Source organism: Citricoccus sp. NR2, assembly GCF_027594385.1.
GTDB lineage: Bacteria > Actinomycetota > Actinomycetes > Actinomycetales > Micrococcaceae > CmP2.
The window spans coordinates 1,576,937-1,601,883 of the sequence record NZ_CP115154.1; the positions used below are offsets into that span (position 1 = coordinate 1,576,937).

Below are 24,947 nucleotides of genomic sequence, written 5' to 3' on the forward strand. Positions count from 1 at the left end.
CGCGTGGTCGGCCCGTCGTCGTCGTAGTCAGTTCTTCCGCCCGGCTTCCCAGCGGAAGAACGAGGACAGCAGCGCAAACAGCAGGAAGCCGCCGCCCGCGGAGAACAGCGCCCCGGAGAGTAGATACCAGGCGGAGGTGCCGAACCCGGAGTCCACGGTTGCGGGGAGCGCTTCTGCTCCGCCCACCGGCAGTAATGCCAACCAGGCTCCGGCCAGCATGGCGGCACCGGTGAGCCACATCAGCACGTCCCACATCGGATGCCCGGAAGGCCAGGGGTACCGGTGCGTGCGCGAGGACAGCATGTTCCAGTTCGCCCCGGTGCGGAAGGTGACAAATCCGCCGACCAGCCCCCAGATGCCGGCCACCAGGTACGCCGCCACCATGTCCGAGGGACGATGCCACGCCTCGACAAACGTCCCCACGCCGACGGCGGTGGCGAAAAGGGCGCCAATGAACGCGACCGCAGGACGCCAACGGGGCGCCACCACGAGGAACACCGCAACGACAGCAGCCGCTGCGAAGGTGGTGTGCCCGGAGGGCAGCGAGTTGCCGGTGTAGTAGGGCACGCCGTTTTCCAGCATCGGGCGATCCAGCACGATGTTTTTCAGCACTTGCGTGGTGAGGTTGGCTGCCCCGAAGGTGGCTGCCGCAATGAGCGAAGCCAGCCAGCGCCGCCGATACACGGTGAGCACAATGAAGGCCAAAATGGCGATGATCCCTACCACCTGTGGCAGGTGCTGCAGCAGCTGTGAGGTGGCGGCGTGCAGATCAGGCAGGGACTCCGTGGCCGACTGCAGGGCCGCGTACTCCCAGATCTGGCCCGTGTTGGACGTGACGAAAATCCGGTGCACGAAGCCCAAGCCCACACCGAGGACGATGACGGCTATCAGCCAGGCCCAGACACGAGCGCCGGGCAGGCGTCGCGCCTCCGGCACGTAGGCCGGAGCTGTGCGCAAGCCGCGGGTCGGGTGAATGGGCACTCTCAGATCGGTGGCCGACTGAATCTCGACGTCGTCCGGCTCCGGCGCACCAGCGTTTCGCGGCGGTTGAACGGGCAGGGGCCGTCGCGCGGAGATGGGTTCGGAAGGACGATGCTCAGTCACTCTTCCATTGTCGCTGATGTTCGGGCTGAGCCGGAGAGGGGAGAGGGCCGCGTCATATTTTGCTACCCGTGCGCATCGTCTTGAAGGACCCCTGAACGAAGCGAGTGCGTTAAAACCGGCGAGTCTCTTAAGAAAGAGCCGTCAACATCGCTGGTGCATACGGATTGTTCAGCCTCACGACGCCGGTTTTCAGTACCGTGCAGGGAATCAATGTCCTCCTGTGCGCCCGTTAGAATCAGCCCCATGAACTCCACCGAGATCCTCCCGCTGCCCGTGCCGCCCCCGGTGGAGGAGCTGCTGGACGGAGCGGTGGTGGTGGGGCTTCCCATGAACACCCGGTTCCGCGGCACCACGCTGCGCGAGGTGATGTTGCTGCGCGGCCCCTACGGTTGGGCAGAGTTTTCCCCGTTTCCCGAATACGACGCCGTTGAATCCTCCCGCTGGCTGGCCGCCGGGGTGGAGGCCGGCTGGCGGGGCTGGCCGGAACCGGTGCGGGAATCCATCCCGGTCAACGCCACCGTGCCGGCGGTGACTGCGGAGCAGGTGCCGGGGGTGCTGTCCCGTTTTGGAGAGGGCATCACGGCGGTAAAGATCAAAGTGGCCGAGTCCGGACAGTCTATGGACGATGACCTGGCGCGGGTGCGCGCGGTGCACAGGGAACGACCTGAGGTGGGCCTGCGCATCGATGCCAATGCCGGGTGGAAGCATGACGAAGCCGTGGAGGCGCTCAGCCGTATCGCGGAGATCGCCAAGCTGGAGTACGCCGAGCAGCCGGTTCCCGGCATCGAGGGGCTGGCTCGACTACGCGAAGCCCTGGCGGAACGCGGGGTGTCCACCCGGCTGGCCGCGGATGAGGCGATTCGCAAGGAGACCGATCCCCTGGCGGTGGCCCGTGCCGGTGCTGCGGATCTGGCGGTGGTGAAAGTCCAACCCCTGGGTGGGGTGCGCCGGGCGCTGAGCATTGTGGAAGCCGCAGGGCTAGACGCCGTGGTGTCCTCCGCCCTGGATTCCTCGGTGGGTTTGGCCGGGGGAGTGGCGCTGGCGGCTGCACTGCCGAGACTGCCCTACGCCTGCGGGTTAGGAACCGCCGCACTGTTTGCCGACGACGTCGTCGCCGATCCGTGGGTGCCACACCACGGGGCGCTGGCCGTGCGACCCGCACCCGAACCCGACCCGCGGGCGCTGGAGCGGCTGCGCCTGCCCGCCGAACGGGAACAGTGGTGGCGTCAGCGCCTCATTCACGCGCACCGAGTCCTCAGCGCGGTCGAGCCCACCTAGGATGGGTCTCATGGATTCACTGCTCACGGCTCGCACCACGGTATCCGCGCTCCGTCAAGCGGGGGTGCGCGAAGTGGTGGTAGCCCCCGGTTCCCGCTCCGCCCCGTTGGTGTACGCGCTGGCCGAGGTAGCCGGTGATGAGCTGGAAGGCACCGGGCTGCAGATGCGCCTGCACGTGCGGGTCGACGAGAGATCCGCCGCCTTCACCGCACTCGGTCTCTCCCTGGCCTCCGGCCGTCCCGCCGCGGTGGTGACGACCTCGGGCACCGCCGCCGGTAACCTGCTGCCGGCCATGATGGAGGCCGCCCATGCCGATGTGCGCCTGGTGGCGATCACCGCGGACCGCCCCGATGAGCTGCAAGGCACGGGTGCGAACCAGACCACCGACCAGCGCTCGCTGTTTGGGGTGCACACCCGCCGCACCATCACCCTCAGCGGCGATGAGAACACCGCGCCCGAACTGCACGCCCAGGTACTCGACACCGTGCGCTTCGGCGGCGGCGTCGGCGAATCCGCCCCGGGTCCAGTGCACCTGAACCTGCGCTTCCGGGAGCCGTTGGTGCCGCAGCCAGAGGACCTGCGTCCCACCGCTGCCGCCGCCACCGGACCCACCCCCGTGGTGCCGGCGGCCCAGACCGTGGGGGAGGAACTGAATCTCTATGTGACCGAGCTACCGGAACGGCGCACCGTGGTGGTGGCCGGGCACGACGCCGGGCCACTGGCCTCGGAATTCGCCTCCGCCTTGGGGCTGCCGCTCATGGCCGAACCCAGCTCGAACGCCCGGTTTGGCCGCAACGCTTTGGCTGCTTATCCGTTGCTGCTGGGGCCGCAGGGCGGGCTCGGCGGCGACGCTCATCCGCTGGGCGAGCACATCCAACAGGTGGTGATGTTCGGCCGCCCCACTCTGTCCCGCCAGCTCTCGGCCCTGATGCGTCGAGAGGATGTGTCCACCGTGTTGTATCACCCGAAGCCCGTGGGCTGGTTCGAGCAGGGGCGGCGCCGCGAGGAGCTCGTAGACAACCTCGGGGAGCTGGCTCGGCGGTCCGGACAGGGCGCTCCGGGCTGGTTGGCGGCCTGGCAGGCGGCGTCAATGCGCGCGCAGTCGGCACTGGAGCAGGCGCTGAATGAACGCCAGGACGAAGTGGGCCGGCCCGGGGCGATGCGGGTCGCACAGCTGTTGGCCTCCACCACCCAGGGCAACCTCGTGTTGGGTTCCTCCTCGGTGATCCGCGACGTCGACCAGGCTTGGCGGCCGCCGATGAGCCCGCAGACGCAGGTGTACGCCCACCGCGGGCTGGCCGGCATTGACGGCACGGTGTCCACGGCGTCGGGCATCGCCCTGGCCTCCGGGATGCGCACCACCTTACTGTGCGGGGATCTGACCTTCCTCTACGACACCAACGGATTGTGGCTGGGGCCGGAGGAAGAGGAACCGGACCTCGACATCGTGGTGATCAATGATCAGGGTGGTGCGATTTTCGCCGGGCTCGAGCACGGCGACGTGGCGCGACGACCCGGCATGGCGGGCACGGTGGAGCGATTCTTCGGCACCCCGCACCACGCTGATCTGGGTGCGCTGTGTGCGGCTCACGGGGTGGCATACCGGCGGCTGAATTCGGAATACGACGTCATCGCCGCGCTGGGCGGACCCACCCAAGGCCGCCGGGTGTTGGAAGTCGTCTCCAATCGCGAGGCGCGCCCGGAAGTGCGTGCGGCAGTGGCTCGGCGCGTCCGTGCTACTTTTAGGTGATCCAGCTCACCCATTGCGGGTGGGCTGGCCCGATGTAGGGCAACCAGTACCAACACAGAACAAGGATCAATCACTATGAGTCTGCGGATGGCGCTGTTGGCGCTGCTGACCACCCAGCCGATGACCGGCTATGACCTGTCCCGACAGTTTTCGTCGTCGGTGGGCAATGTGTGGCACGCCGCTGACTCGCAGATCTATCCTGAACTGCGCCGCATGCACAAGGAAGGGCTGCTGGATGCCGAATCGGTGCCGTGGGGATCCAAGGGCGCAACCAAGACCCAGTATCTGATCACGGACCAGGGGCGGGAAGCGGTGCGCGACTGGCAGGCCACGGTGCAGCCCTACACTCCGGACCGGGATCCGGCCCGACTAAAAGCCGCGTACTTTGAGTGGGCGGATTCCGCGGCGGTCGCAGCGCAGCTGAGGGCCCACATCCAACACTTTGAAACCGAACGGGCGCATGCGGAGCAGCAGTTGGAGGCGATCTCCAGCCGGGAGCAGCCCACCATTGCTCGTCGGCTGGAGCACTACTCCGCGGACGATCACGAGCGGATCCTGGCCTTCAAGCTCTTCGCCTACGAGGGCAAGCGGGATCAGGCCCAGCACGAGATCGACTGGGCCAAGCGCGGGCTGAAGCTCGTCGACCAGCTCGGCGAGGGCCGGGTCGAGGTCTAGCTCGGCCGCCTTGCGCGGGGTCTGCTATTCGGACTCGGGTAGCTCCGCCAAGGCGGAGAGCATCGGGCGCATCTTCGCTTTGGTCTCGGCCAGCTCCGCCTCCGGGTCGGAACCGGCGACGATACCGCAGCCCGCGTAGAGGCGGATGGTGTGGGGCGATTCCAGCTGGCCCCCGCGCAAAGCAATACCGAATTCGCCGTCGCCGCGGGCATCCATCCAGCCCACCGGCCCGGCGTAGCGGCCACGGTCCATGCCGTGCTTCTCGTTTTCAAGGCGGTGGATCTCGTCGACTGCCTGGTCTCGCGGCGTGCCGCCCACCGCGGCGGTCGGGTGCACCGCCTCGGCCAGAGTCACCACCGAAACGGGGGCGCCGTCGTCGTCGTTCAATTCTGCTGAGACGTCTGTGGCCAGGTGCCAGACATTGGGCAGCCGTAGCACGAACGGGGTGTCCTGGGCGTGCAGGGAACGGGTGTAGGGCTGTAACCGTTCAACGAGGGAATCGACGGCGTAACGGTGTTCCTGGCGCTGCTTCGGATGGTTCACCAGCTGCTCGGCCACATAGGCCTCGTCCGCGTCGGTGCTGGGAAACTGCCGCTCGGCATCCACCACATTCCGATCGGCGGTACCGGCCAGCACGCGGGCCTCGGCGTGGCCCTCCTTGCGGGCGATGAGCAACTCCGGGGTGGCCCCGACCAGGCCGTGCACCAGGTAGGTCCAGCAATGCTCGTAGTCGCGGGTGAGGCGGGTGAGGGTGCGGGGCACATCGATGCCCTCGGGCAGGTAGACCACCTCGTCACGAGCCATCACGATTTTGCGTACCGGGCCGCGCTGCAGGGCGGATAGCGCCTCTGCCACTGATTCGACGTAGTCGTGCTCACCCATGGCCGCGCTGGGGATAGCTTGCAGCTCATGGACGGGAACCGAGGTGCGCGGCCAGGGGAAGTCGGCGATCTCTTTGCGTTTGAAGTGCACGGCGGTGCCCACCGGGTCCCAGAACTCGCGGGCCCGATCCATCATCTCTTCGGTGGTGACGGAGGCGGCTTTGCGTACGGAGAGCTCATCGGTGTGTTCCATGGGGCGCTGCCACACCAGCCAGGTGCCCTCCGGGCGGTTGATGATGAGGATCTCGGGCACCGTGATCACCGACTCGGCGCGGGAGCGGGCATCGAAGGTAAACGAAGCGAAGGCCACCGGTACGTGCCGACCCGGCACGGTGTCGCCGAAGACTCGGGCGCGCCCGGCCGTGTCTTCCCACCAGTCGCGGGCATCGGCGAAGCGGGAGGGGCCACGGGTGGTGGTGACGGCGGCCTCGCCCCAGCCCAGCAGTCCGGCACCATGACGCCACCACATCGAGGTGGGGCCAATATCGAGCAGGGCAGGTATCGGCACCGACGCGGGGTTCACCGCCCGGACAACACACACGAGTTCAGTCATGACTCACCTAGACTAGCCGGTATGGTTCCCACCCAGAGCATTCCCCCGGCCGCCCCTGCCCGCAGCGACCATCGAGCTCAGGTGCTCATTGCCGGGGGAGGCCCCGCCGGTGCGACCGCTGCCTGGCATCTGGCCCAGGCCGGGGTGGACGTGATCGTGTTGGAGAAGACGGCTTTCCCGCGGGAGAAGGTCTGCGGAGATGGGCTCACCCCGCAGGCGGTCCGTGAGATGGATCTGATGGGTTTGGACCACCCGGAGTCCGAGGGCTGGCGGCACATGCGCGGGCTGCGGCTGGTGGCTCACGGACGTGCGGTGGAGGTGCCCTGGCCGGAGACGGCCACCTGGCCGAACTACTCCCTGGTGCGCACCCGCCACGATTTCGACCATCTGCTCGCCGAGCACGCCGTCGCCGCCGGGGCCCGGCTGCTGCAACGCCATTCGGTGACCGAGGCGCTGACATCGCCCGCAGGTACGGTGATCGGACTGCGTGCCGAACTGCTCTCCGAGACCGGGCGCAAAACCGGGAAATTCCAGGACTTCTACGCCGACGTCGTGCTGGCCTGTGATGGCAACTCCACGCGGACTGCTGTCTCCCTGGGTCTGGAGAAGCGCGACGACCGTCCCATGGGTGTGGCCGTGCGTGCCTACTACGACTCCCCGCGCCACGACGACGACTGGATCGAGTCCTGGTTGCAGCTGCCCGACGCCGACGGCAACCCGCTGCCCGGCTACGGCTGGCTGTTCCCGGTGGGCGATGGCACCGTGAACGTCGGGCTGGGCATCCTCGACACCTCGCCCCAATTCGGCACCCTGAACTATCGGACCGTGCTCAAGGACTGGACCGGCGCGCTCTCCGAGTCCTGGGGCATTTCGGAGGAGACCCGCAGCTCCAAGATCCTCTCGGCGGCGCTGCCCATGGGCTTCAACCGCACCCCGCAGTACGTGCCCGGCATGCTCTTGGTCGGCGATGCTGCAGGCATGGTGTCCCCATTTAACGGCGAGGGTATTTCCTTTGCCATGGAAGCCGCGCGTCATGCTGCTGACCTCACGGTGACTGCCCTGGCTTCGCCCACCGTGTCGGGTCGGGAGGCCCAGCTCTCCCGCTACCCGCGACTGACCCGCGAGGAGTGGGGCTCCCATTTCGCCCTGGGCACGGTGTTCGCCCGGCTCATCGGCCACCCGCAGGTGCTGCGCGCCGCGCTGGCCACCGGGATGAGCGTTCCGGCCCTCTTGCGTGTCGTCGTGCAGATCATGTCGAACGTGGTGGATCCCGACGGCGGTTCGGCCGTGGACCGGGCCGTGCGCATCATCGAGTCCATGGTGCCGGCCGCTTCCACGCAGGACACCCAGATCAATCAGGGCGCATCAGCGGTCCAAGTTCGCTAGTGTGGTGCAGGTGAGTTCCGCAACCGACGACGCAGCAGGCCTGGCCGCGACCCTCAGCCTGCCTCCCGGGTTCGACGCCTTGGAAGAGCATGAGCAGCTGGTCAGCGCCCTCGTCGACTCCCTGAGCGTGATCGAGGATGAGCTGGCCGCTGCCCTGACTAACGCCGATCGGCTGGCAGACGACGTCTCCCGGCACCTGCTCGACGCCGGCGGCAAGCGCGTGCGTCCGCTGCTCACCGTGCTCGCCTCCCTGCTGGCCGACCCGAACGTGGCTGCGGGCACCACCGTGGAGATTTCCTCACAGGTGCGCCGCGTGGCCACCGTGATGGAACTGACCCACCTGGCCACCCTCTACCACGACGACGTGATGGACGAGGCCGAACTGCGCCGCGGCGCCCCCACCGCTCACCGCCAGTGGTCGAACCTGGTGGCGATCCTGGCCGGCGATTTGATCTTCGCCCGGGCCTCGCTGGGCATGTCCGAGATGGGCTACGACTCCATCAAAGTCCACGCCGAAACCTTCGAGGCTCTGGTGATGGGGCAACTCTGGGAGACCGTTGGCCCGCAGGACGATGAGGACCCGCTGGCGCACTACCTGAAGGTGATCAACGGCAAGACGGCGTCGCTGATCTCCGCCTCTGCTGGTCTTGGTGCGCTGCACGGCGGCTCCGATAAGACCACCATCGAGATCATGAAAGCGTACGGCGACTACGTGGGCATGGCGTTCCAGCTGGCCGACGACATCATCGACCTCACCGCGGAACAGGCCAATTCTGGGAAGATCCCGGGCACCGATCTCCGTGAACGGGTGGCCACCCTGCCCGTGTTGTTGCTGCGTCAGTCCGCCCAGAATGGCGACGACGACGCCGTGGCCGCGCTCGAGCTGGTGGACGGCCCGCTGGAGACGGATGAACAGTTGGATGCCGCCGTGCAGGCGGTGAAGTCCCACCCGGTGATCGACGAAGCCTGGTCGCTCACCCGCGCCTGGGCCGCCCGGGCCAAGCAGGCGCTGGAGCCGCTGGAGCCCACTCCGGTGACCGAGGCCCTGGCCCAGTTCGCCGACTACGTGGTGCACCGCAACGGCTGAGCTGCTGGGTTCAGATCAGCGTCGGAGCGGCGTCGAGTGCCGCCGCCAGTTCTTGCGCCTTGACCGCGCGCACTTCCGGATCCACCGGGTGGCGCAGCTGCCGGTAGAGCATGTCATCGGTGTACCGCGGGAACACATGCAGGTGGTAGTGCCACACGTGCTGATTCCCGGCCGGCTCGTTGTGCTGGCGGGTGCTGATGCCCTCCGGCGACCAGGCGTCCTTCATCGCGATCGCCACCTGACGGGCCATCAGGCCGATGCGTTGCATCACCCGATCCGGCATCTCGTAGAGGGTTTCGATGTGGGCGGCGGGACTGATCATGGCGTGGCCCTCGTGCGGACCGAACCCGTCGACCGCCATGAACACGATCAGCTCGTCATCCTGATAGACGAGGTCTTCTAATGCGCAGCGATTCCCTGGGTCGGTGACATCACCGTTCACCAGCCCGCAGAACGGGCACACGTAATGCTCCGGGGCGTGCGAGGGGAAAGCCCGTGCCCCGCTCATGAGCGCCCATCTTCGTCGTCGCGCTCATTGCCGGACTCAGACTCGGCGGTCTCGAGCATCCAGGCGAACAAGTCGGTGATGAACTCTGACACCGTGCCCTCCAGCGGACGCCACGCGCCCGTCTCGGCGTCGGCCCCGGAGCTGCGCTGTGCGACGAGCGGGTCCGGCAGGCTCAGCTGGTCCACCGGGATGCCCCACACTGTGGACTCCTCGGCGTCTTCAAGGAACATCAGATGCCCGTCGCGCACGTCGAACTCCTCGGGCGCGAAGAAAAAGTGGTCGGTTTCCAACACCTCTTCGCAACCGCCCACGGCCAGATAGAACCGACTCAGCGCCACCGGGATCTGCAGATCGGTCTCGGTGAAGTGCTCGGCCGCCGGGCTCTGCGCGCAGCGTGCGCCGAACTCCTGGGCGCTCATACCTTCCTGAGCACTCCATTCGATGCCCAGCAATTCCGGGACCAGCCGACGGTACGCGGGGGTGAACACATCCATGGGGTCGGAGGAACGGCGGGACGAAACAGAACGCGATGAGGCCATGCCACCAGTCTAGTGGTCGACAGAGTCCCTGTCGGGCGCGCTCAGACGGTAGAACCAGGTGATGTGGTGGTGCAACGTGGCGGCCGCTGCCTCGCCGTCGCGGTCACGGAAGGTCTGCAGGATCGCCCGGTGCTGGACCTGCAACTCGGAGCGCACCGCGGGCCAGTCGGAGAGCCCGGCCACGGTTTCCTGCACGTAGCCGATCGTGGCCTGGCGCAGCGAGTCCATGATGGTCTCCACCACCACGTTGCCCGCCAGCGAGGTCAGCACTGTGTGGAACTCCGTGTCCAGCTCGTGGAAGCGGAACGAGGGCAGGTCCGGATCATCCATGACGTCGAGCAACGCCGCAGCCCGATCCAGGACCTCCTGACGCTGCTCCGACTCCGGTGCGGCGGCCGCATCCCGGGCGGACTGGGTTTCCAGCAGCAACCGGGTCTGGGCGATATCCCACACCGGTAGCGACTGGGTGGCGATGTGCATCCGCAGCGCCCAGGCCAGGGCGGTGGACGGTTCGGAGATGACCACCGCGCCGGCGCGCGGACCCGAACCGGTGGCCGAGCGCACCAGTCCCATGGCATCCAGGATCCGCACTCCCTCGCGCACGGAGGCCCGGGAGATGCCGAATTCCTCGGCCAGGTCGCGTTCGCTGGGCAGCTTGTCGCCCACCGCGATCTCACCGGAGCGAAGACGTTGTTCCAGCCAATCGAGAACGATGGTGTAGGCGCGTGAGGCAGCGGGCACGATGTACTCCTGAGTTCAGAATGACCGCTTCATCATACCCGCCGCCGTCGTGCCTTAGAGCGGCAGCATCCAGGCGAGCACGTTGGACTGCAGGAACACCACAGTGCACAGCAGCAGCAAGAGCCCCACCGACCACCAGATGACGGCCCGGAAGATGTGGGACTCCTTGCCGTCCATGCTCACGGCTGTGGCGGCAATGGCCAGGGACTGCGGAGAGATCATCTTGCCGACGACGCCGCCGGAGGTGTTGGCCGCGGTCATCAGATGCGGGTCGAGGCTGGCCTCCAGCGCTGCGGTCTTCTGCAGGTTCGCGAAGAGGGCGTTGGCGGAGGTGTCCGAACCGGTGACGGCGGTGCCGATCCAGCCCAGCACCGGGGAGAAGAAGGCGAAGGCCGCTCCGAGCCCGGCCACCCAGGTGCCCATGGCGATGGTCTGGCCGGAGAAGTTCATGACGTAGGCCAGGGCCAGCACCGACACGATGGTCATCGCGGCGAAGCGCATCTTCCACATGGTGCGTCCGATCTCGGCCACGGCGTTGCCCAGGGTGAGGCGGAAGGCGCCGTTGCCGTGGAAGATCGCATACACGACGGCGGTGATCAGCCCGGCGATCAGCAACAGGGTGCCAGGGCTGGACAGCCACTGGAAGTTGTACACCGTGCCGGAAATCGGGTCCCCGGCGGCGTCCACCAGGCGCCCATCCAGTCCGGGCCAGGGCAGCTTGAGATCGGTGCCAGCCAGGGCCGCGGGTACGTTCACTCCGACGGTCCATAGCTTGGCGATGCCGAACACTGCGACGACGATGACGTAGGGCAGCACCGCCATCCACACGCGCACCGCGGTGAGGGTCTCGGCCGGGGCGGGTGCATCGACGCCCAAGCGCTGACGGACTTCTTCGGTGCCGCGCGGCTTCCAGAAGCGCAGCAGGATCACAGCACCGGCCAGACCGGCCAGGGCGGCGACGACGTCGGTGAGCTCGTAGGAGAAGAAGGTGGCGCTCCACCACTGGGCCAGCGAGAAGCAGGCACCGATCACCAGGGCTGCCGGCCAGGCCTCGCGCAGACCCCGACGTCCGTCGATGATCAACAACAGGAAGAACGGCACCATCACGGCCAACAGCGGGGCCTGGTGACCGACCACGGCTCCGATGGTGTTCGGGTCCAGGTCGGTGAGTACCCCGGCGGTGGTGATCGGAATACCGACGGCGCCGAACGCGACGGGAGCCGTGTTGGCAATGAGCACAACAGTCGCAGTCTTCAGCGGTTTCAGCCCGAGGGCAAGAATCATGGTGGCGGTGATGGCCACCGGGGCACCGAATCCTGCCAGGGCCTCCAACAGTCCGCCGAAGCAGAACGCAATCAGAATCGCCTGGATGCGCAGGTCGCCGCCGCCGATGGTGTCGAACAGGGTGCGCATGTCTTCAAAGCGGCCGCTCAGCACCGTGACCTGGTAGAACCACAGCGCCAGCACCACGATCCACACAATGGGGAAGAGCCCGAAGACTGCGCCCTGAGTGGCCGAGAGGACTGCCAGGTCCCAGGGCATCTGGAATCCGACAATGGAGACCAGCAGAGCTACCAGCAAGGCCACGGCACCACAGATGTGGGCGCGGGCCTTGACTGCCAGCAGCATGACGAAGAACGTGATCAGCGGCAGTGCGCCGACGAGGGCGGAGAGACCGACGCTGTTGCCCACAGCATCGGTTAGGGCGGTGAAGGTGTCCACGATGGGCCTCCTGCTGTTGATGTGGTCCGACCACAGTGGTCTGACCACAGACTTTATATGAGATGCATCACATCGGTCAATCCTGATTTTCGCTGGTGGCACGATGGCGGGGAAGCGGGTGCCGTGACGGGCTGTGCCGGGTACAGTGGAGGCGAACCTCACCGCATATAAGGATGGACCGTGACCGAAACCGCATCGACTCCCTCGCGCCCGCTGCGCATCGCCATCGTCGGCGCCGGCCCTGCCGGTGTCTACACCGCCGATCTGCTCACCAAAGCCGAGAAACCCTTCGAGGTGTCGATCGACCTGTTCGACCGCTATCCGGCCCCTTACGGGCTCATCCGCTACGGGGTGGCCCCCGACCACCCGCGCATCAAGGGCATCGTTAAAGCCCTGCACAAGGTGATGGACCGCGGTGACATCCGGTTCCTCGGCGACGTCGACTTTGGTCGCGACGTGAGTCTGGAAGATCTGCGCCGCCACTACGACGCCGTCGTCTTCTCCACCGGCGCCATTCGCGACGCCGAACTCGACGTACCCGGGGTGGACCTGGACGGATCCTACGGTGCCGCCGACTTCGTCAACTGGTACGACGGTCATCCGGATGTCAGCCGTGAATGGCCGCTGACCGCCCGCGAAGTTGCCGTCATCGGCAACGGCAACGTGGCCCTGGACGTGGCCCGGGTGCTCTCCAAGCACGCCGAGGACATGCTCGTCACCGAAATCCCGGACAACGTGTACGCCGGGCTGCGCGACTCCGCCGTCACCGATGTGCACATCTTTGGCCGCCGCGGCCCCGCCCAAGTGAAGTTCACCCCGCTGGAGCTGCGCGAGCTGGCTCATTCCCGCGACGTTGACATTGTGCTCTACCCTGAGGACTTCGAGTTCGACGAGGCCTCCGAGCAGGCCGCCGAGACGAACAACCAGATCAAGACCATGCTGGGCACCCTGACCAACTGGCTGATGGAGCAGGAAGAGCGCGACCCAGCCCAGGCCGCTTCGCGTCGACTGCACCTGCACTTCCTGCAGCAGCCCGTGGAAATCGTGGGGGAGTCCGGTGTCGTCACCGGGCTCCGTATGGAGCGCATGCAACTCGACGGCACCGGAAACGTCACCGGCACCGGCGAGATCCTCGACTACCCGGTTCAGGCCGTGTACCGGGCGGTGGGCTACTTCGGCTCGCCCGTGGCCGGGGTGGAGTTCGACGAGACCCGCGGCGTGATCAAGAACGAGGAGGGTCGGGTGCTCGACGACGCCGGTACTCCGGTGCCCGGAATCTACACCTCCGGATGGATCAAGCGCGGCCCGGTGGGGCTGATCGGACACACCAAGTCCGACGCGTTGGAGACCATCACCCATCTGCTGGCTGACGCCGAGCACCTGTTCACTGCCGCCGAGCCGTCTGAAGCCTCCATCCTGCAGCTGTTGGAAGACCGCGGTGTGGAATACACGACGTGGGAGGGCTGGCTGGCCCTGGATGCCCACGAGCAGTCCCTGGGCCAGGAGCGCAGCGAGGCCGGGCCGGTCCAGCGCGAGCGTGTGAAGGTCGTGGAGCGGGCCGAGATGGTGGAGATTTCCCGCAACCTCGGCTGACCTCACCTGAGCTAGGCTGAAGCGGTGCCCCGCTTCCTCGCCGATATCACCCCGCTGAAAGTCAGCCGCGACTACCGGCGGCTCTGGGTGGGCAATTCGCTCTCGGCGGTGGGCACCCAACTGACGCTGGTCGCGGTCTCGCTGGAGATCTTCGCCCTCACGGGCTCCTCTGCTTATGTCGGGCTGCTGGGCGCGTTCGCCCTGGTGCCGCTGGTTATTGCCGGGCTCTACGGCGGTGCGGTGGCCGATCACCTGGATCGACGCAAGGTGGCGCTGGCCTCATCGTTCGTGCTCTGGCTGACCACGGTGGCGATCTGCGCGCACGCCTGGATGCAGATCGAGAACATCTGGGTGCTGTACGGACTCATCGCCCTGCATTCCGGGGCCTCCGGCATCAACCAGCCCACCCGGGGCGCCATCATTCCGGCGCTGGTCGGGCCCACCCTGTTGCCCGCAGCCAACGCGTTGAACATGCTCACCTTCTCGGTGGCCATGATGGCCGGACCGTTGGCGGCTGGCGTGCTGGTGGCGTCCATTGGCTATGCCTGGACGTACAGTATCGACGCTGTCACCTTCCTGTTCACCCTGTATGCGGTGTGGAAACTGCCCTCGATGCCGCCCGAGCAGGACCCAGCCCGAGCTGGAGAGAGGCGCTCGCGGATGGTGGGCCTGAGCTCGGTGTGGGAGGGGTTCCGGTTCCTGGGGACCCGCAAGAACCTACGCATGACGTTCATCGTGGACATCATCGCCATGGCCACCGCCTTCCCGCGCGCTGTATTGCCTGCCGTCGGCGCGCTGCTGATCGGCGTCCAGGTCACCGGGTCGACCTCCGGGGCCGGCGACGGAGCCGAAGCAGCCACCGGCATGCTGCTCGCCGGCATCGCCGGGGGAGCCTTCATCGCCGGACTCTTCTCCGGGACCTTCACCCGCATCACCGCTCAAGGCCGGGCGGTGTACTGGTCCATCGTGGTGTGGGGACTGGCGATTGCTGGGTTTGGCGTGGTGGTCTGGCTGGGTGTACGCCAGGCAGAGCTGGGAGCACCGAGCGCACTGTTCTTGTGGGTGGCCGCGCTGATGCTCGTGATTGCTGGTGCCGCAGATTCGGTGTCCGGGATCTTCCGCAACACCATCCTGCAGACCGCCACCCCGGATCACCTGCGCGGCCGACTGCAGGGCGTCTTCATCGTGGTGGTGGCCGGTGGCCCTCGCATCGGGGAGATGCTCACCGGGGCCGTCGCCGGTGGTGTCGGTGAATCCATCACCATGATCTCCGGCGGGATCCTCTGCGTCATTGGTGTGAGTATCGCCGTCGCCGTCGCGCCCGGGTTCTTGCGCTATGACTCCCGGCACCCAGTTGCTTGACAGATTTACTGGGTAGAATTTTGAAGCAAAGGCGTTGAGAATTGCCTCCCCGGTCGTGTCCAAGGAGTGAAGCGGATGCACACACACAACAACCGATTTAAGACGGTGCTGCTCTTCGGCGTGATGTTCGCCCTGCTGTTGGCGATCGGCGGTGTGATTGCGTACTCGACGAACACTCCGGCGTTTATTTTCGTATTCGCTGGTATCGGTGTGGTTTCGACCGCGGTGAGCTACTGGAATTCCGACAAGATCGCGATTCGCGCGATGCAGGCCTACCCAGTGACCGAGCAAGAGCAGCCCGAGATGTACCGCATCGTCCGTGAGCTCTCGGACAAGGCCGGTCAGCCGATGCCGCGGCTCTACGTTTCACCGACGGAATCCCCGAACGCTTTTGCCACCGGCCGCAATCCGCAGAACGCGGCGGTGTGTTGCACGGAGGGGATTCTGCGCATCTTGAATGCCCGTGAGTTGCGTGGTGTGCTCGGTCATGAGCTGATGCACGTCTACAACCGCGATATCCTCACCTCCTCGGTGGCCGCAGCGGTAGCCGGGGTGATCACTTCAGTCGCACAGTTCTTGCTGTTCTTCGGCGGTGGCGGACGCGATCGCAACGGCGGGCCGCTGGCCATCATCGCTCTGATTGGTATGTCCTTGCTGGCGCCACTGGCCGCAGCCCTCGTGCAGACAGCGATCTCCCGCTCACGCGAGTACGATGCTGACCAGGACGGCGCAGCACTGACCGGAGACCCGTTGGCACTGGCGTCCGCACTGTACAAGCTGGAGCACGGCGTTCAGGCTGCCCCGCTTCCGCAGGACAACCAGAAACTGGTCAACACCGCGCACATGATGATCGCCAACCCCTTCCGCATGAAGCCTCAGGCATGGTTTTCCACGCACCCGCCGATGGCTGACCGTATCGGTCGTTTGGAACAGATGGCCCGGTCGCAGGGCCAGCTGGAGTAATTCTCACCAACTCAGCTGAACTGACAGAAACGAATCGACCCCCAAGCCCATCGATGGGTTTGGGGGTCGACTGACGTCTCGTACGGGAGGCTAGGAAGCCTGCCGCGAAAGGTTCTTGACAACGGATGCCCAGTGCTCAGCGAGATCATCTTTGATGGGTGCTTGCAGGAGATCATCGCGCTGCGACTGAGCACGCTCGAGCGATGCCGTCATCTTGGCCTCGGCAGCGCTGCGCTGCTCGGAGAGCTTCGTCAGGCGCGCCCGGTAGGCGTCCGTCGGGGCGGCGCCGAACTGCGGGGTGGGATCGGGCAGTACGGCCAGCTGTTCGGTGAGATCCCGTTGCTGGCTGCGGCCGTCGTCCAGCAGGTCAGGGGCCTCTAAGGTGCGAACGTAGCCAGCGGCCACGATGAGCCCGCGCCCGGTGGGAATGCCGAACCGCAGCGCCGCGCGGAGCACGCGCTCCATGGTCACGGTTTCTGGTGCGGGCTTCCACTTCAGGGTATCCAGCGATTTCCGCTCAATTTTGCGCCGTACGAGGGCGCGGCCCACCGACATCGAATTCTGGTAGACGGTGCCATCGGCATCCAGCAGGTAGAGCACGAGGTGTCCCTTCTCGTCAGGTGGGGCAGTAGGTCAGCGGAAGTTGATGAACTGCAGTGCGGCGTCTTCGAAATCCTTCAGCAGCGAGATCGTCTCCTGCAGGTCATCGCGTGACTTGGACGAAACGCGCAGTTCGTCGCCCTGGATGGTGGCTTTGACGGATTTCGGGGCCTCATCGCGGATGAGCTTGGAGATCTTCTTGGCCGTCGGCTGGTCGATGCCTTCTTTGATGGCGGCCTCGATCCGGTACTCCTTGCCCGAGGCGAATGGCTCACCGGCGTCGAGGGACTTCAGCGAAATATTGCGCTTGACCAGTTTGGACTGGAAGACGTCGAGGACCGCCTTGACGCGCTCTTCTGAGTTGGCCTTCATCAGAATCTTCTCGCCGGAGAAATCGACTTCGGCGCCGACACCCTTGAAGTCGTAACGCTGTGCGATCTCCTTCTGTGCCTGATTCAGCGCGTTGGAGACTTCCTGCGAGTCCACCTTGCTGACGACGTCGAATGTTGAATCGCTGGCCACAGATCCTCCTGGGTCGAATGGTGACGGCACGGCTGTACCGCGAATATTTCAGACTCAGCCTACCGGCACCCGCCCCGGCTGCGACATGACGGAGCGACGCTGATCACGTTGGGCCGGGTCGATTCGAAAAAGAGGACCGGATCGGGTAACCTTTTATCTCGTTCGTCTTCTGCTTGTGCAGAGACGGCCGCGGCAGATTACCCGAGCGGCCAAAGGGGGCTGACTGTAAATCAGCTGGCATTGCCTACGGGGGTTCGAATCCCTCATCTGCCACGGAATACGGTAGTGAACACCGGGGAAGGCTCCGAGCACCAGCTCGGAGCCTTTGCTGTATCTCCGCACTCGCGTACGGCACCATATCCGTGAATTCCGCCGAGAGGCTGACATGGAGTTGAGCTTGTGAGACGAGAACGCCGGGCCGGTTCAACACACTCCGCAGTACACGGACCCACCCGGTCGCGCTCGGAGGAAATGCTGCGCTACCTACGCAGCCAAGTTGTCAGCGGTTCCTGGCCCGTCGGCTCGCGAATTCCCACTGAACCGGAACTGAGGGAGACCCTGCAGGTGGGGCGCAGCGCGGTGCGTGAAGCGGTGCAATCTCTGGTGGCCCTGGGTGTGCTGGAACCTCAGGTGTCGCGCGGGACTTTCGTTCGCGCCCAGACCCCCTCGGAGCGGCTGCTCACCCATTATTTTGGTACATTTCCGGCAGCGGAATTGGTGGCCTACCGGCGTGCTGTTGGCGTCCAATCGGCTCATGACGCGGCTCTGCACGCGACCCCAGAACACGTGGACACCTTGCGCCGGGCTCTCGACATCAGCGACCGTCCCACGGAAATTGACACAGAGTCCGACGAATACCGCCGCGACCGGTTGGCAGCGATGATGAACCTGCCGACGCCGGGGCAGTTCCACCGCGGAGTGGTGGCCGCCGCCCGGCTCAGCGCCGAACACATGGACCGCGACCTCGTAGTGAGCGCACCGCGGGATGAGTCCGACACCTCAGAGTGATCTGCTTTGGTCGCGTGCGTGTTCGCTGCCAGCGTTGATTCCCGGTATCGTTGCGCGCTCTGCTTCGTTAGGCTGAACCTATGGCAACAGTTGATATCACTGAAGCAGAGTTCGAGACCACCGTCACCGACAACGACATTGTTTTGGTCGACTTCTGGGCAGATTGGTGCGGGCCGTGCAAGCAGTTCGCTCCCGTCTACGACCAGGTGTCCCAGAAGCATGAGGACGTCGTGTTCGCCAAGGTCGACACCGAGGCGGAGCGTGGCCTGGCCGCCGCAGCGAACATCACCTCCATCCCGACGCTGATGGCGTTCCGCGAGAAGGTGCTGGTGTACGCCCAGCCCGGCGCGATCAACGCTCAGCAGCTCGAAGAGCTGGTCAGCAAGGTCAAGGAGCTGGACATGGACCAGGTCCGCGAACAGATTGCCGCCCAGCAGAACGCCGACGAGTCCGGTGCTCCGGAAGGCTCCGACGAACAGAGCTAATTAGCGGTCGCGAAAATCCGTGGGCGCCAGCCTCGGACCGAACCGCGCAAAGCGCATCCCCCCGGAAAGCAAGAGACGCACCACCCGGTGACGATGACCGCGGAAGGGCTCGAGTAACTCGAGCATTCCGGCGTCATCGGTGCGTCGCCCCGTTAACGCCTCACCCACCTGATGGGCAAGGTGATAATCACCCACCGAGACCACATCTGCCGCACCGTGTGTGCGCTGCAGAGTCTCCGCCGCCGTCCACGGGCCGATCCCGGGGACGGCGGTGATCGTTAACGCCAAGCGGTCCACCGGTTCTGTTACTGCGAGGCGTTCCAGGGCGGACGCCCGTTGAGCCACCTGGAGCATGGCGCGCGACATCGCCGGCTGCACCCAGCCCTGGTGCCAACACCAGGAGGGGATCAGCCGGACCTGTTCGGGATCCGGTGGCACCCGGAGCCCCTCGGGTACCGGCCCCGGGGCGGGTTCGCCTGCGGAGCGCAGCAGCCAGCGCCAGCCGGCGCGGGCCTGATCGTGGGTGACCTTCTGTTCCAGTACCACCGCGAAGAGCTGCGACACCAGGGCGCCGGTGGCCGGAAAGCGCAGCCCCGGACGCCGTCGTCGTGCCTCAGGTACCCATTCGGGGAGCAACATGCGCCAGTGTTGATCTCGCTGTAGCCGCTTATCAAATTCTGCCCAGCCGGCCAGGGCTTGCGCGTCGACACCGAGGAGAATCTCGGCCCTGTCCAGCAGTGCCTCCGCCGTGCTGGGGTCCGGACTGTACGCCTCGAGTTCCACCTCAGCATCCAGCCCCAGCCGCGTCCGGGAACGGAGGTGCACGCTCACGGGCACGCCACCGTGGCGCAGCCCCAGCCAGAGACCCTGCTCGGTGAGGCGGAACGCGGGATCGCCGGTGCCGCGCTGCAGGGGACGCAACGTGCGAGCCACATCGAGCGGTGCGGCGGGGACGAGCGTGCGGTGCGCGCGGGCGATGTTCGCTGGGGGATGATTGTTGCGATTCATGAGCAGATCAGCACCATGGTATTCCTGTTTCCCCCGTCCCTGCCGGTACCGTGGACACCATGAACTACGCCGAGAACGTCTTGGATCTCATCGGCAGCACCCCGCTGGTGAAACTGAACTCCGTGGCCCGCGATGTGGCCCCCACCGTGCTGGTCAAGCTGGAGTATCTCAACCCGGGCGGATCCATCAAAGACCGGATCGCGCTGAAGATGATTGAGGAGGCCGAAGCCGAGGGCAAGCTCGCCCCCGGCGGCACCGTTGTCGAGCCGACCTCCGGCAACACCGGCGTGGGACTCGCCATGGTAGCCCAGCAGAAGGGCTACCGCTCCGTGTTCATCACCCCCGACAAGGTGGGGCAAGAAAAGCGCGACGTGCTCAAGGCCTACGGTGCCGAAGTCGTCGTGACCAAAACCTCGGTGGCCCCGGACTCCCCGGACTCCTACTACGGGGTGGCCAACCGGCTCGAAGCCGACATTGACGGCGCCTACCAGCCCAACCAGTTCTTCAACCCGGCCGCACCGCAGTCGCACTACGAGTCCACCGGACCGGAAATCTGGAACGACACCGATGGCGCCATCACCCACCTGGTGGTCGGTGCGGGCACCGGCGGCACTGTGACCGGCACCGGACGCTACCTCAAAGAGGTTTCCGCCGACCGAGAATCCGGGCCGGTGCGCGTGGTGGTGGCCGACCCCGATGGGTCCATCTACTCCGGAGGAGAGGGCCGCCCCTACTTCGTGGAGGGTGTGGGCGAGGACATGTGGCCGGGCAACTACGATCCGGCCGTCCCTGACGAGATCCATGCGGTGAACGATGCGGAATCCTTCGCGATGACCCGCCGCCTGGCCGCTGAAGAAGGGCTGCTCGTGGGCGGCTCCTCCGGGATGGCGGTCGTCGCCGGTCTGCGCGCGGCTCAGGAGCTCGGGCCCGACGACATCATGGTGATCATTCTCCCGGATTCCGGCCGCGGCTACTTGGGCAAGATCTTCTCAGATTCCTGGATGGACACCCAGGGATTCACCGTCGAGCACGCCGAGACACCGGTGCCGGACACCCTCGGCTCCGCCTACCGCGATGGAGGGGCGGCCGACCCGCGCACCCAGCCCCAGGGTGCCGATGCTGGAACCTCGAGCGCCAGCGCCAACCTGTTGGATTCCGTGGCCGGGCTGCGCATCGGCGACATCGTGGCCGAGAAGGGCACGTGGTTGCCGGATTCCCTGCCCTCGGTGGTCTCCGCCGTCAAGACCACCACCGTGGCCGAGGCGCTCTCCACCATGAACCGCTACGGGATCGACGCGATACCCGTGGTCTCCCAGATGCGCGATGATCTCCGCGTTGGCGAAGTGTTGGGCTCCGTATCTTCCGCTGGGCTCGCCGATCAGGTCCTGCACGGCACCGCCCGTCCCGAGGACGAGGTGCTCACCCACGCCGACGCCGCACTGCCGCAGGTCTCCGTGCACGCCACCGCAGCCTCGGTGTACCCGGTGCTGCGCTCCGCCGGCGCGGTGATGGTGGCCCACGACGGCGTCATCCAGGGCATCCTCACCGTTCACGACCTGGTGGCCCGCCTGGGGGAGTGACCCCCGCCTCCCCATCGCCCGTCCCGACCGACGTCACCGCCGCAACGAAAGGCACCGCAGAGATGACTGAGAACACCCCCACCACCGGCTTCAACACCCGCGCCATCCACGCCGGGCAAGACTTCGAACCGATCACCGGAGCCGTGGTTCCGCCCGTGCACCTCTCCACCACCTATGCGCCCGAGAAGATCGGCCAGCTGCGCCAGGGCTACGACTACGGCCGCGGCACCAACCCCACCCGGGACTCGCTGCAGGCCCAGCTGGCGGCTCTGGAATCCTCGAAAGAGAGCGCCCGGGCGTTCACCTTTGCCTCCGGTCTGGCCGCCGAAACCGCGCTCATCATGGGCGTGGCCGAGCCCGGCGACCACATCGTCATGGGCAACGACGTCTACGGCGGCACCTACCGGCTGATCAACAAGATCCTGGGGCGCTGGCAGATGACCCACAGCGTCGTCGACATGGGCGACCTGGCCGCCGTAGAGAAAGCACTGGCCGCGCAGAAGACCAAGATCCTGTGGCTGGAAACGCCCTCCAACCCGATGATGAAGATCTCGGATATTTCCGCCCTCGCCGAGCTGGCCCACGCCGCCGGCGCCCTGCTGGTGGTCGACAACACCTTCGCCACCCCGTACCTGCAGCTGCCGCTGAGCCTGGGCGCCGACGTGGTGGTGCACTCGACGACGAAGTACATCGGCGGCCATTCCGACGTCGTCGGAGGAGCTGTGGTGGTGGAGGATCCGCAGCTGGCCGAGGCGGTGCAGTTCCAGCAGTTCGCCGCCGGCGCGGTGAACGGCCCGCTGGACGCCTACCTGACCACTCGCGGGCTGAAGACCTTGGGGGTGCGCATGGATCGCCACGTGTCCAACGCCGCCCAGATCGCCGACTGGCTGACCTCCCAGCCCGGCGTGGAGCGGGTTCTCTACCCGGGACTGGCCGACCACCCCAACCACGAGCTGGCCGCGCGTCAGATGTCCGGCTTCGGCGGTATGGTCTCCGTGCAGTTCACCGGGGGAGCAGCCGCAGCCCGCACCGTCGCCGAGCACACCCGCCTGTTCCAGCTCGCCGAATCCCTGGGCGGCATCGAATCGTTGATGAACTACCCGGCCGAGATGACCCACGCCTCGGTCGCCGGCACCGAGCTGGCCGTGCCGGACAATCTGGTGCGTCTCTCCGTGGGCATCGAGGACGTCGCCGACCTCATCGACGACCTGGATCGGGCCCTGAAACAGGTGTGATTGCTCACGTGCGCGGGCCCCGGGTACGGGGGCTGCGCGGATGTGACGTACACTGGAGGAGTACTGAGACCAGATCCGGTCTATCCCCCACACCGTTTGCCGCAGAAAAACTGCGTCCCGTGGGTGTGCCTGTGAAGCGCTGAGCGTCAGCGTCAGGGAAGTGAAAGTAGCACGATGTTGGACCGTGCACGCAGGGATGTCGCCGGAAGATCACCTCAGGTAGATGACCATCCGAGCACGCTCCCAACATGCTGTGCGCTGCGACCCCTGATGAGGAAAACTCGTGTCCGAAAACACCCCTGTCACCACTGACCCCACCACCGAAACCGCCGAACCAGCCGCAACGACCGAAACCGCCGAGAACACGTCGAAGAATACGGCGACGCCGTTCACCGAGCTCGGCCTCGACGGCCGCGTGCTGGCTGCGCTCGAGGATCTCGGCTATGAGACCCCCTCGCCGATCCAGGAGCAGACCATCCCGCTGCTGCTCGCCGGACGCGACGTCGTGGGTCTGGCCCAGACCGGCACCGGCAAGACGGCCGCCTTCGCGCTGCCCGCCCTGTCGCGGCTGGCCGAGACCATCGACGTCACCGGCCCCGGAACCTCGCCGCGCATCCTGGTGCTGGCGCCCACCCGCGAACTCGCCCTGCAGGTTGCCGAGGCCTTCACCTCCTACGCCAAGCACCTCGACAACATCTCCGTGGTGCCCGTCTACGGTGGCGCCCCCTACGGCCCTCAGCTGGCCGGCCTGCGCCGCGGCGCCCCCGTGGTCGTCGGTACCCCTGGCCGTGTGATCGACCACATTGAGAAGGGCTCCCTGGACCTCTCCGCGCTTGACTACCTGGTGCTCGACGAGGCGGACGAGATGCTGCGCATGGGCTTTGCCGAAGAGGTCGACAAGATCCTCTCCGCCACTCCCGAGGGCAAGCAGACCGCGCTGTTCTCCGCCACCATGCCCTCGGCGATCCGCCGCATCACCGGTAACTACCTCAACAATGCCGCCGAGGTGCGCGTCTCCGCACAGTCCACCCCGGCCACCAACATCCGCCAGCGCTACCTGCAGGTCACCGGCCCTTGGAAGCTCGAGGCGATGACCCGCATCCTGGAGACCGAAGACCACGACGGCGTGATCGCCTTCGTCCGCACCCGCAACTCCACGGAGGAGCTCACCGCCAAGCTCAACGCCCGCGGATTCCGCGCGGCTGCGATCTCCGGTGACATCCCGCAGAACCTGCGCGAGAAGACCGTGGAGAACCTGCGCTCCGGTGCCGTCGACATCCTCGTGGCCACCGACGTGGCGGCCCGCGGTCTCGACGTCGAGCGCATCAGCCACGTCATCAACTACGACATCCCTCACGACGTCGCCTCCTACGTGCACCGCATTGGCCGTACCGGCCGCGCCGGGCGCAAGGGTGACGCCGTGTTGCTGATGACCCCGCGCGAGAAGTACCTGCTGCGCGCCATCGAGAAGACCACCAAGCAGACGGTCGAGCAGATCCAGTTGCCCAGCGTCGACGACGTGAACACCTCCCGGCTCTCCCGGTTCGCCGAGGAGATCACCAGCACCCTGGCTCAGAGTGAGGAGGGAGCGCTGTCGGTGTTCCGCGACCTCGTGGACCGCTACGTGGACGAGCACGACGTGCCCGCCGCCGATGTGGCTGCCGCGCTGGCCAAGATCGCCCAGGGCGGCAAGTCGCTGCTGGCCGAAGAGCCGGATCTGCCTCCCATGCGCGGTGGCGCCGGCAAGAACGACCGCAACGATCGTGACGGTCGTGGCTCCCGCGGACCCAGCCGTGGCCCGTCTGAAGGGAACGCGACCTACTGGATTGCCGTGGGTCGCAAGGACCGCGTACAGCCGGGCAACATCGTGGGCGCCATCGCCAACGAAGCCGGCATTAGCGCCCGCCAGATCGGTGGCATCGACATTCGCCCGACCCACTCCCTGGTGGAACTGCCTGCAAACCTGAGTGCCCAACAGCGCGAGGCACTCCAGCACGCCACCATCAACGGTCGTCCGTTGCAGCTGCGCCTGGACTCCGGACGCCCCACCCGCGCCGAGCGTGGCGGTGACGATCGCGATGATCGCGGTGGCCGCGGCGGCTACACCAAGGGCGGCTACAAAGGCGGTCGTGGCGGCTTCAAGGGCGGCTCCGACAACAACCGGCGAGACGACCGCCGCGGAGACTCTCGCGACGACGCTCGCGGGGGATATGGCGAGGGCCGGAAGAAGAAGGATCGCTGGTCCTCCTCCGACCGCAAGAGCCGCGATTCGCGGTACTGATCTTCGCGTCTGAGGGCGCGAAAAAACTGAAGATTGACCTGGATGAGCACCGCTCCATCCTGGCGTGAGAGAGGTCACCATCACGG

At 66.3% G+C, this 24,947-nt stretch carries 22 protein-coding genes and 1 tRNA gene; 14 read left to right on the top strand and 9 right to left on the bottom strand.

The window, feature by feature from the left end; genetic code table 11:
- Window positions 1–27 precede the first annotated feature (27 nt).
- Window positions 28–1,104 (bottom strand): phosphatase PAP2 family protein, encoded by a 1,077-nt coding sequence (locus O1A05_RS07410; protein ID WP_270107390.1) that lies wholly within the window; start codon window positions 1,102–1,104, stop codon window positions 28–30.
- A gap of 243 nt (window positions 1,105–1,347) precedes the next feature.
- Here O1A05_RS07410 and O1A05_RS07415 point away from each other — a divergent pair, with 243 nt between their 5' ends.
- From O1A05_RS07415 to O1A05_RS07425, 3 genes are all read left to right on the top strand, one after another.
- The gene (locus O1A05_RS07415; protein WP_270107391.1) at window positions 1,348–2,382 is read left to right on the top strand and encodes an o-succinylbenzoate synthase; all 1,035 of its coding nucleotides are present in this window, start codon (window positions 1,348–1,350) and stop codon (window positions 2,380–2,382) included.
- 10 nt (window positions 2,383–2,392) lie between these two features.
- The gene (menD, locus tag O1A05_RS07420; RefSeq protein ID WP_270107392.1) at window positions 2,393–4,132 is read left to right on the top strand and encodes a 2-succinyl-5-enolpyruvyl-6-hydroxy-3-cyclohexene-1-carboxylic-acid synthase; all 1,740 of its coding nucleotides are present in this window, start codon (window positions 2,393–2,395) and stop codon (window positions 4,130–4,132) included.
- Between the two features lie 75 nt (window positions 4,133–4,207).
- A complete protein-coding gene (locus O1A05_RS07425; RefSeq protein ID WP_270107393.1) occupies window positions 4,208–4,807 on the top strand; it encodes a PadR family transcriptional regulator in 600 nt (199 codons plus the stop codon).
- Window positions 4,808–4,831: 24 nt separating this feature from the next.
- Here O1A05_RS07425 and O1A05_RS07430 read toward each other — a convergent pair whose 3' ends face one another.
- Complete coding sequence (locus tag O1A05_RS07430) at window positions 4,832–6,241, bottom strand: isochorismate synthase (RefSeq protein ID WP_270107394.1); 1,410 nt, start codon at window positions 6,239–6,241, stop codon at window positions 4,832–4,834.
- Between the two features lie 21 nt (window positions 6,242–6,262).
- On the opposite strand from O1A05_RS07430, the gene O1A05_RS07435 reads away from it, so the two are divergent.
- Both O1A05_RS07435 and O1A05_RS07440 read left to right on the top strand, forming a co-directional pair.
- Window positions 6,263–7,627, top strand: coding sequence for an NAD(P)/FAD-dependent oxidoreductase (locus O1A05_RS07435; protein WP_270107395.1), 1,365 nt, complete (start codon window positions 6,263–6,265; stop codon window positions 7,625–7,627).
- Window positions 7,628–7,637: 10 nt separating this feature from the next.
- On the top strand, window positions 7,638–8,714 hold the full coding sequence (locus O1A05_RS07440) for a polyprenyl synthetase family protein (RefSeq protein ID WP_270107396.1): 1,077 nt from the start codon (window positions 7,638–7,640) through the stop codon (window positions 8,712–8,714).
- A gap of 10 nt (window positions 8,715–8,724) precedes the next feature.
- On the opposite strand, the gene O1A05_RS07445 is transcribed toward O1A05_RS07440, so the two are convergent.
- The 4 genes from O1A05_RS07445 to O1A05_RS07460 are packed head-to-tail and all read right to left on the bottom strand — an operon-like array spanning window position 8,725 to window position 12,224.
- Window positions 8,725–9,222, bottom strand: coding sequence for an HIT family protein (locus tag O1A05_RS07445; RefSeq protein ID WP_270107397.1), 498 nt, complete (start codon window positions 9,220–9,222; stop codon window positions 8,725–8,727).
- Complete coding sequence (locus O1A05_RS07450) at window positions 9,219–9,761, bottom strand: hypothetical protein (RefSeq protein ID WP_270107398.1); 543 nt, start codon at window positions 9,759–9,761, stop codon at window positions 9,219–9,221. Before O1A05_RS07450 ends, O1A05_RS07445 begins: the two co-directional genes overlap by 4 nt.
- Before the next feature lie 9 nt (window positions 9,762–9,770).
- A complete protein-coding gene (locus O1A05_RS07455; RefSeq protein ID WP_270107399.1) occupies window positions 9,771–10,502 on the bottom strand; it encodes a FadR/GntR family transcriptional regulator in 732 nt (243 codons plus the stop codon).
- 54 nt (window positions 10,503–10,556) lie between these two features.
- The gene (locus tag O1A05_RS07460; RefSeq protein ID WP_270107400.1) at window positions 10,557–12,224 is read right to left on the bottom strand and encodes an L-lactate permease; all 1,668 of its coding nucleotides are present in this window, start codon (window positions 12,222–12,224) and stop codon (window positions 10,557–10,559) included.
- A 180-nt stretch (window positions 12,225–12,404) separates the two neighbouring features.
- Here O1A05_RS07460 and O1A05_RS07465 point away from each other — a divergent pair, with 180 nt between their 5' ends.
- The 3 genes from O1A05_RS07465 to htpX all read left to right on the top strand — a co-directional run bounded on the left by O1A05_RS07465 (window position 12,405) and on the right by htpX (window position 16,142).
- Entirely contained in the window at window positions 12,405–13,817 is a 1,413-nt protein-coding gene (locus O1A05_RS07465; RefSeq protein WP_270107401.1) for an FAD-dependent oxidoreductase, read from the top strand.
- Between the two features lie 24 nt (window positions 13,818–13,841).
- A complete protein-coding gene (locus O1A05_RS07470) occupies window positions 13,842–15,179 on the top strand; it encodes an MFS transporter (RefSeq protein WP_270107402.1) in 1,338 nt (445 codons plus the stop codon).
- 75 nt (window positions 15,180–15,254) lie between these two features.
- Window positions 15,255–16,142, top strand: a complete 888-nt coding sequence (gene htpX / locus O1A05_RS07475; protein WP_270107403.1) for a zinc metalloprotease HtpX — start codon at window positions 15,255–15,257, stop codon at window positions 16,140–16,142.
- A 90-nt stretch (window positions 16,143–16,232) separates the two neighbouring features.
- Here htpX and O1A05_RS07480 read toward each other — a convergent pair whose 3' ends face one another.
- Together O1A05_RS07480 and O1A05_RS07485 are read right to left on the bottom strand one after the other, a co-directional pair.
- Window positions 16,233–16,742: a hypothetical protein gene (locus tag O1A05_RS07480; protein ID WP_270107404.1), complete on the bottom strand. Its 510-nt coding sequence runs from the start codon at window positions 16,740–16,742 to the stop codon at window positions 16,233–16,235.
- Between the two features lie 33 nt (window positions 16,743–16,775).
- Window positions 16,776–17,264, bottom strand: coding sequence for a YajQ family cyclic di-GMP-binding protein (locus O1A05_RS07485; RefSeq protein ID WP_270107405.1), 489 nt, complete (start codon window positions 17,262–17,264; stop codon window positions 16,776–16,778).
- A 191-nt stretch (window positions 17,265–17,455) separates the two neighbouring features.
- Here O1A05_RS07485 and O1A05_RS07490 point away from each other — a divergent pair.
- The 3 genes from O1A05_RS07490 (at window position 17,456) to trxA (ending at window position 18,757) form a co-directional block, all read left to right on the top strand.
- Window positions 17,456–17,537: transfer RNA gene (locus O1A05_RS07490), tRNA-Tyr, on the top strand.
- 126 nt (window positions 17,538–17,663) lie between these two features.
- The gene (locus O1A05_RS07495) at window positions 17,664–18,272 is read left to right on the top strand and encodes a FadR/GntR family transcriptional regulator (protein ID WP_270107406.1); all 609 of its coding nucleotides are present in this window, start codon (window positions 17,664–17,666) and stop codon (window positions 18,270–18,272) included.
- 80 nt (window positions 18,273–18,352) lie between these two features.
- Complete coding sequence (gene trxA, locus O1A05_RS07500) at window positions 18,353–18,757, top strand: thioredoxin (RefSeq protein ID WP_270107407.1); 405 nt, start codon at window positions 18,353–18,355, stop codon at window positions 18,755–18,757.
- Here the strand turns inward: trxA and O1A05_RS07505 are convergent, their stop codons facing one another.
- Window positions 18,758–19,765: a DNA-3-methyladenine glycosylase family protein gene (locus O1A05_RS07505; protein WP_270107408.1), complete on the bottom strand. Its 1,008-nt coding sequence runs from the start codon at window positions 19,763–19,765 to the stop codon at window positions 18,758–18,760.
- 59 nt (window positions 19,766–19,824) lie between these two features.
- On the opposite strand from O1A05_RS07505, the gene O1A05_RS07510 reads away from it, so the two are divergent.
- From O1A05_RS07510 to O1A05_RS07520, 3 genes are all read left to right on the top strand, one after another.
- The gene (locus O1A05_RS07510) at window positions 19,825–21,345 is read left to right on the top strand and encodes a pyridoxal-phosphate dependent enzyme (protein WP_270107409.1); all 1,521 of its coding nucleotides are present in this window, start codon (window positions 19,825–19,827) and stop codon (window positions 21,343–21,345) included.
- A 62-nt stretch (window positions 21,346–21,407) separates the two neighbouring features.
- Window positions 21,408–22,580, top strand: a complete 1,173-nt coding sequence (locus O1A05_RS07515; protein WP_270107410.1) for a cystathionine gamma-synthase — start codon at window positions 21,408–21,410, stop codon at window positions 22,578–22,580.
- Between the two features lie 283 nt (window positions 22,581–22,863).
- Window positions 22,864–24,861, top strand: coding sequence for a DEAD/DEAH box helicase (locus O1A05_RS07520; RefSeq protein WP_270107411.1), 1,998 nt, complete (start codon window positions 22,864–22,866; stop codon window positions 24,859–24,861).
- The last annotated feature ends 86 nt before the right edge of the window (window positions 24,862–24,947 follow it).

Coding starts and splice junctions, on each gene's coding strand:
- O1A05_RS07415 (WP_270107391.1), top strand. CDS start 1,348: ATGAACTCCACCGAGATCCTCCCGCTGCCCGTGCCGCCCCCGGTGGAG.
- menD (WP_270107392.1), top strand. CDS start 2,393: ATGGATTCACTGCTCACGGCTCGCACCACGGTATCCGCGCTCCGTCAA.
- O1A05_RS07425 (WP_270107393.1), top strand. CDS start 4,208: ATGAGTCTGCGGATGGCGCTGTTGGCGCTGCTGACCACCCAGCCGATG.
- O1A05_RS07430 (WP_270107394.1), bottom strand. CDS start 6,241: ATGACTGAACTCGTGTGTGTTGTCCGGGCGGTGAACCCCGCGTCGGTG.
- O1A05_RS07435 (WP_270107395.1), top strand. CDS start 6,263: ATGGTTCCCACCCAGAGCATTCCCCCGGCCGCCCCTGCCCGCAGCGAC.
- O1A05_RS07445 (WP_270107397.1), bottom strand. CDS start 9,222: ATGAGCGGGGCACGGGCTTTCCCCTCGCACGCCCCGGAGCATTACGTG.
- O1A05_RS07450 (WP_270107398.1), bottom strand. CDS start 9,761: ATGGCCTCATCGCGTTCTGTTTCGTCCCGCCGTTCCTCCGACCCCATG.
- htpX (WP_270107403.1), top strand. CDS start 15,255: ATGCACACACACAACAACCGATTTAAGACGGTGCTGCTCTTCGGCGTG.
- trxA (WP_270107407.1), top strand. CDS start 18,353: ATGGCAACAGTTGATATCACTGAAGCAGAGTTCGAGACCACCGTCACC.
- O1A05_RS07505 (WP_270107408.1), bottom strand. CDS start 19,765: ATGAATCGCAACAATCATCCCCCAGCGAACATCGCCCGCGCGCACCGC.
- O1A05_RS07510 (WP_270107409.1), top strand. CDS start 19,825: ATGAACTACGCCGAGAACGTCTTGGATCTCATCGGCAGCACCCCGCTG.
- O1A05_RS07515 (WP_270107410.1), top strand. CDS start 21,408: ATGACTGAGAACACCCCCACCACCGGCTTCAACACCCGCGCCATCCAC.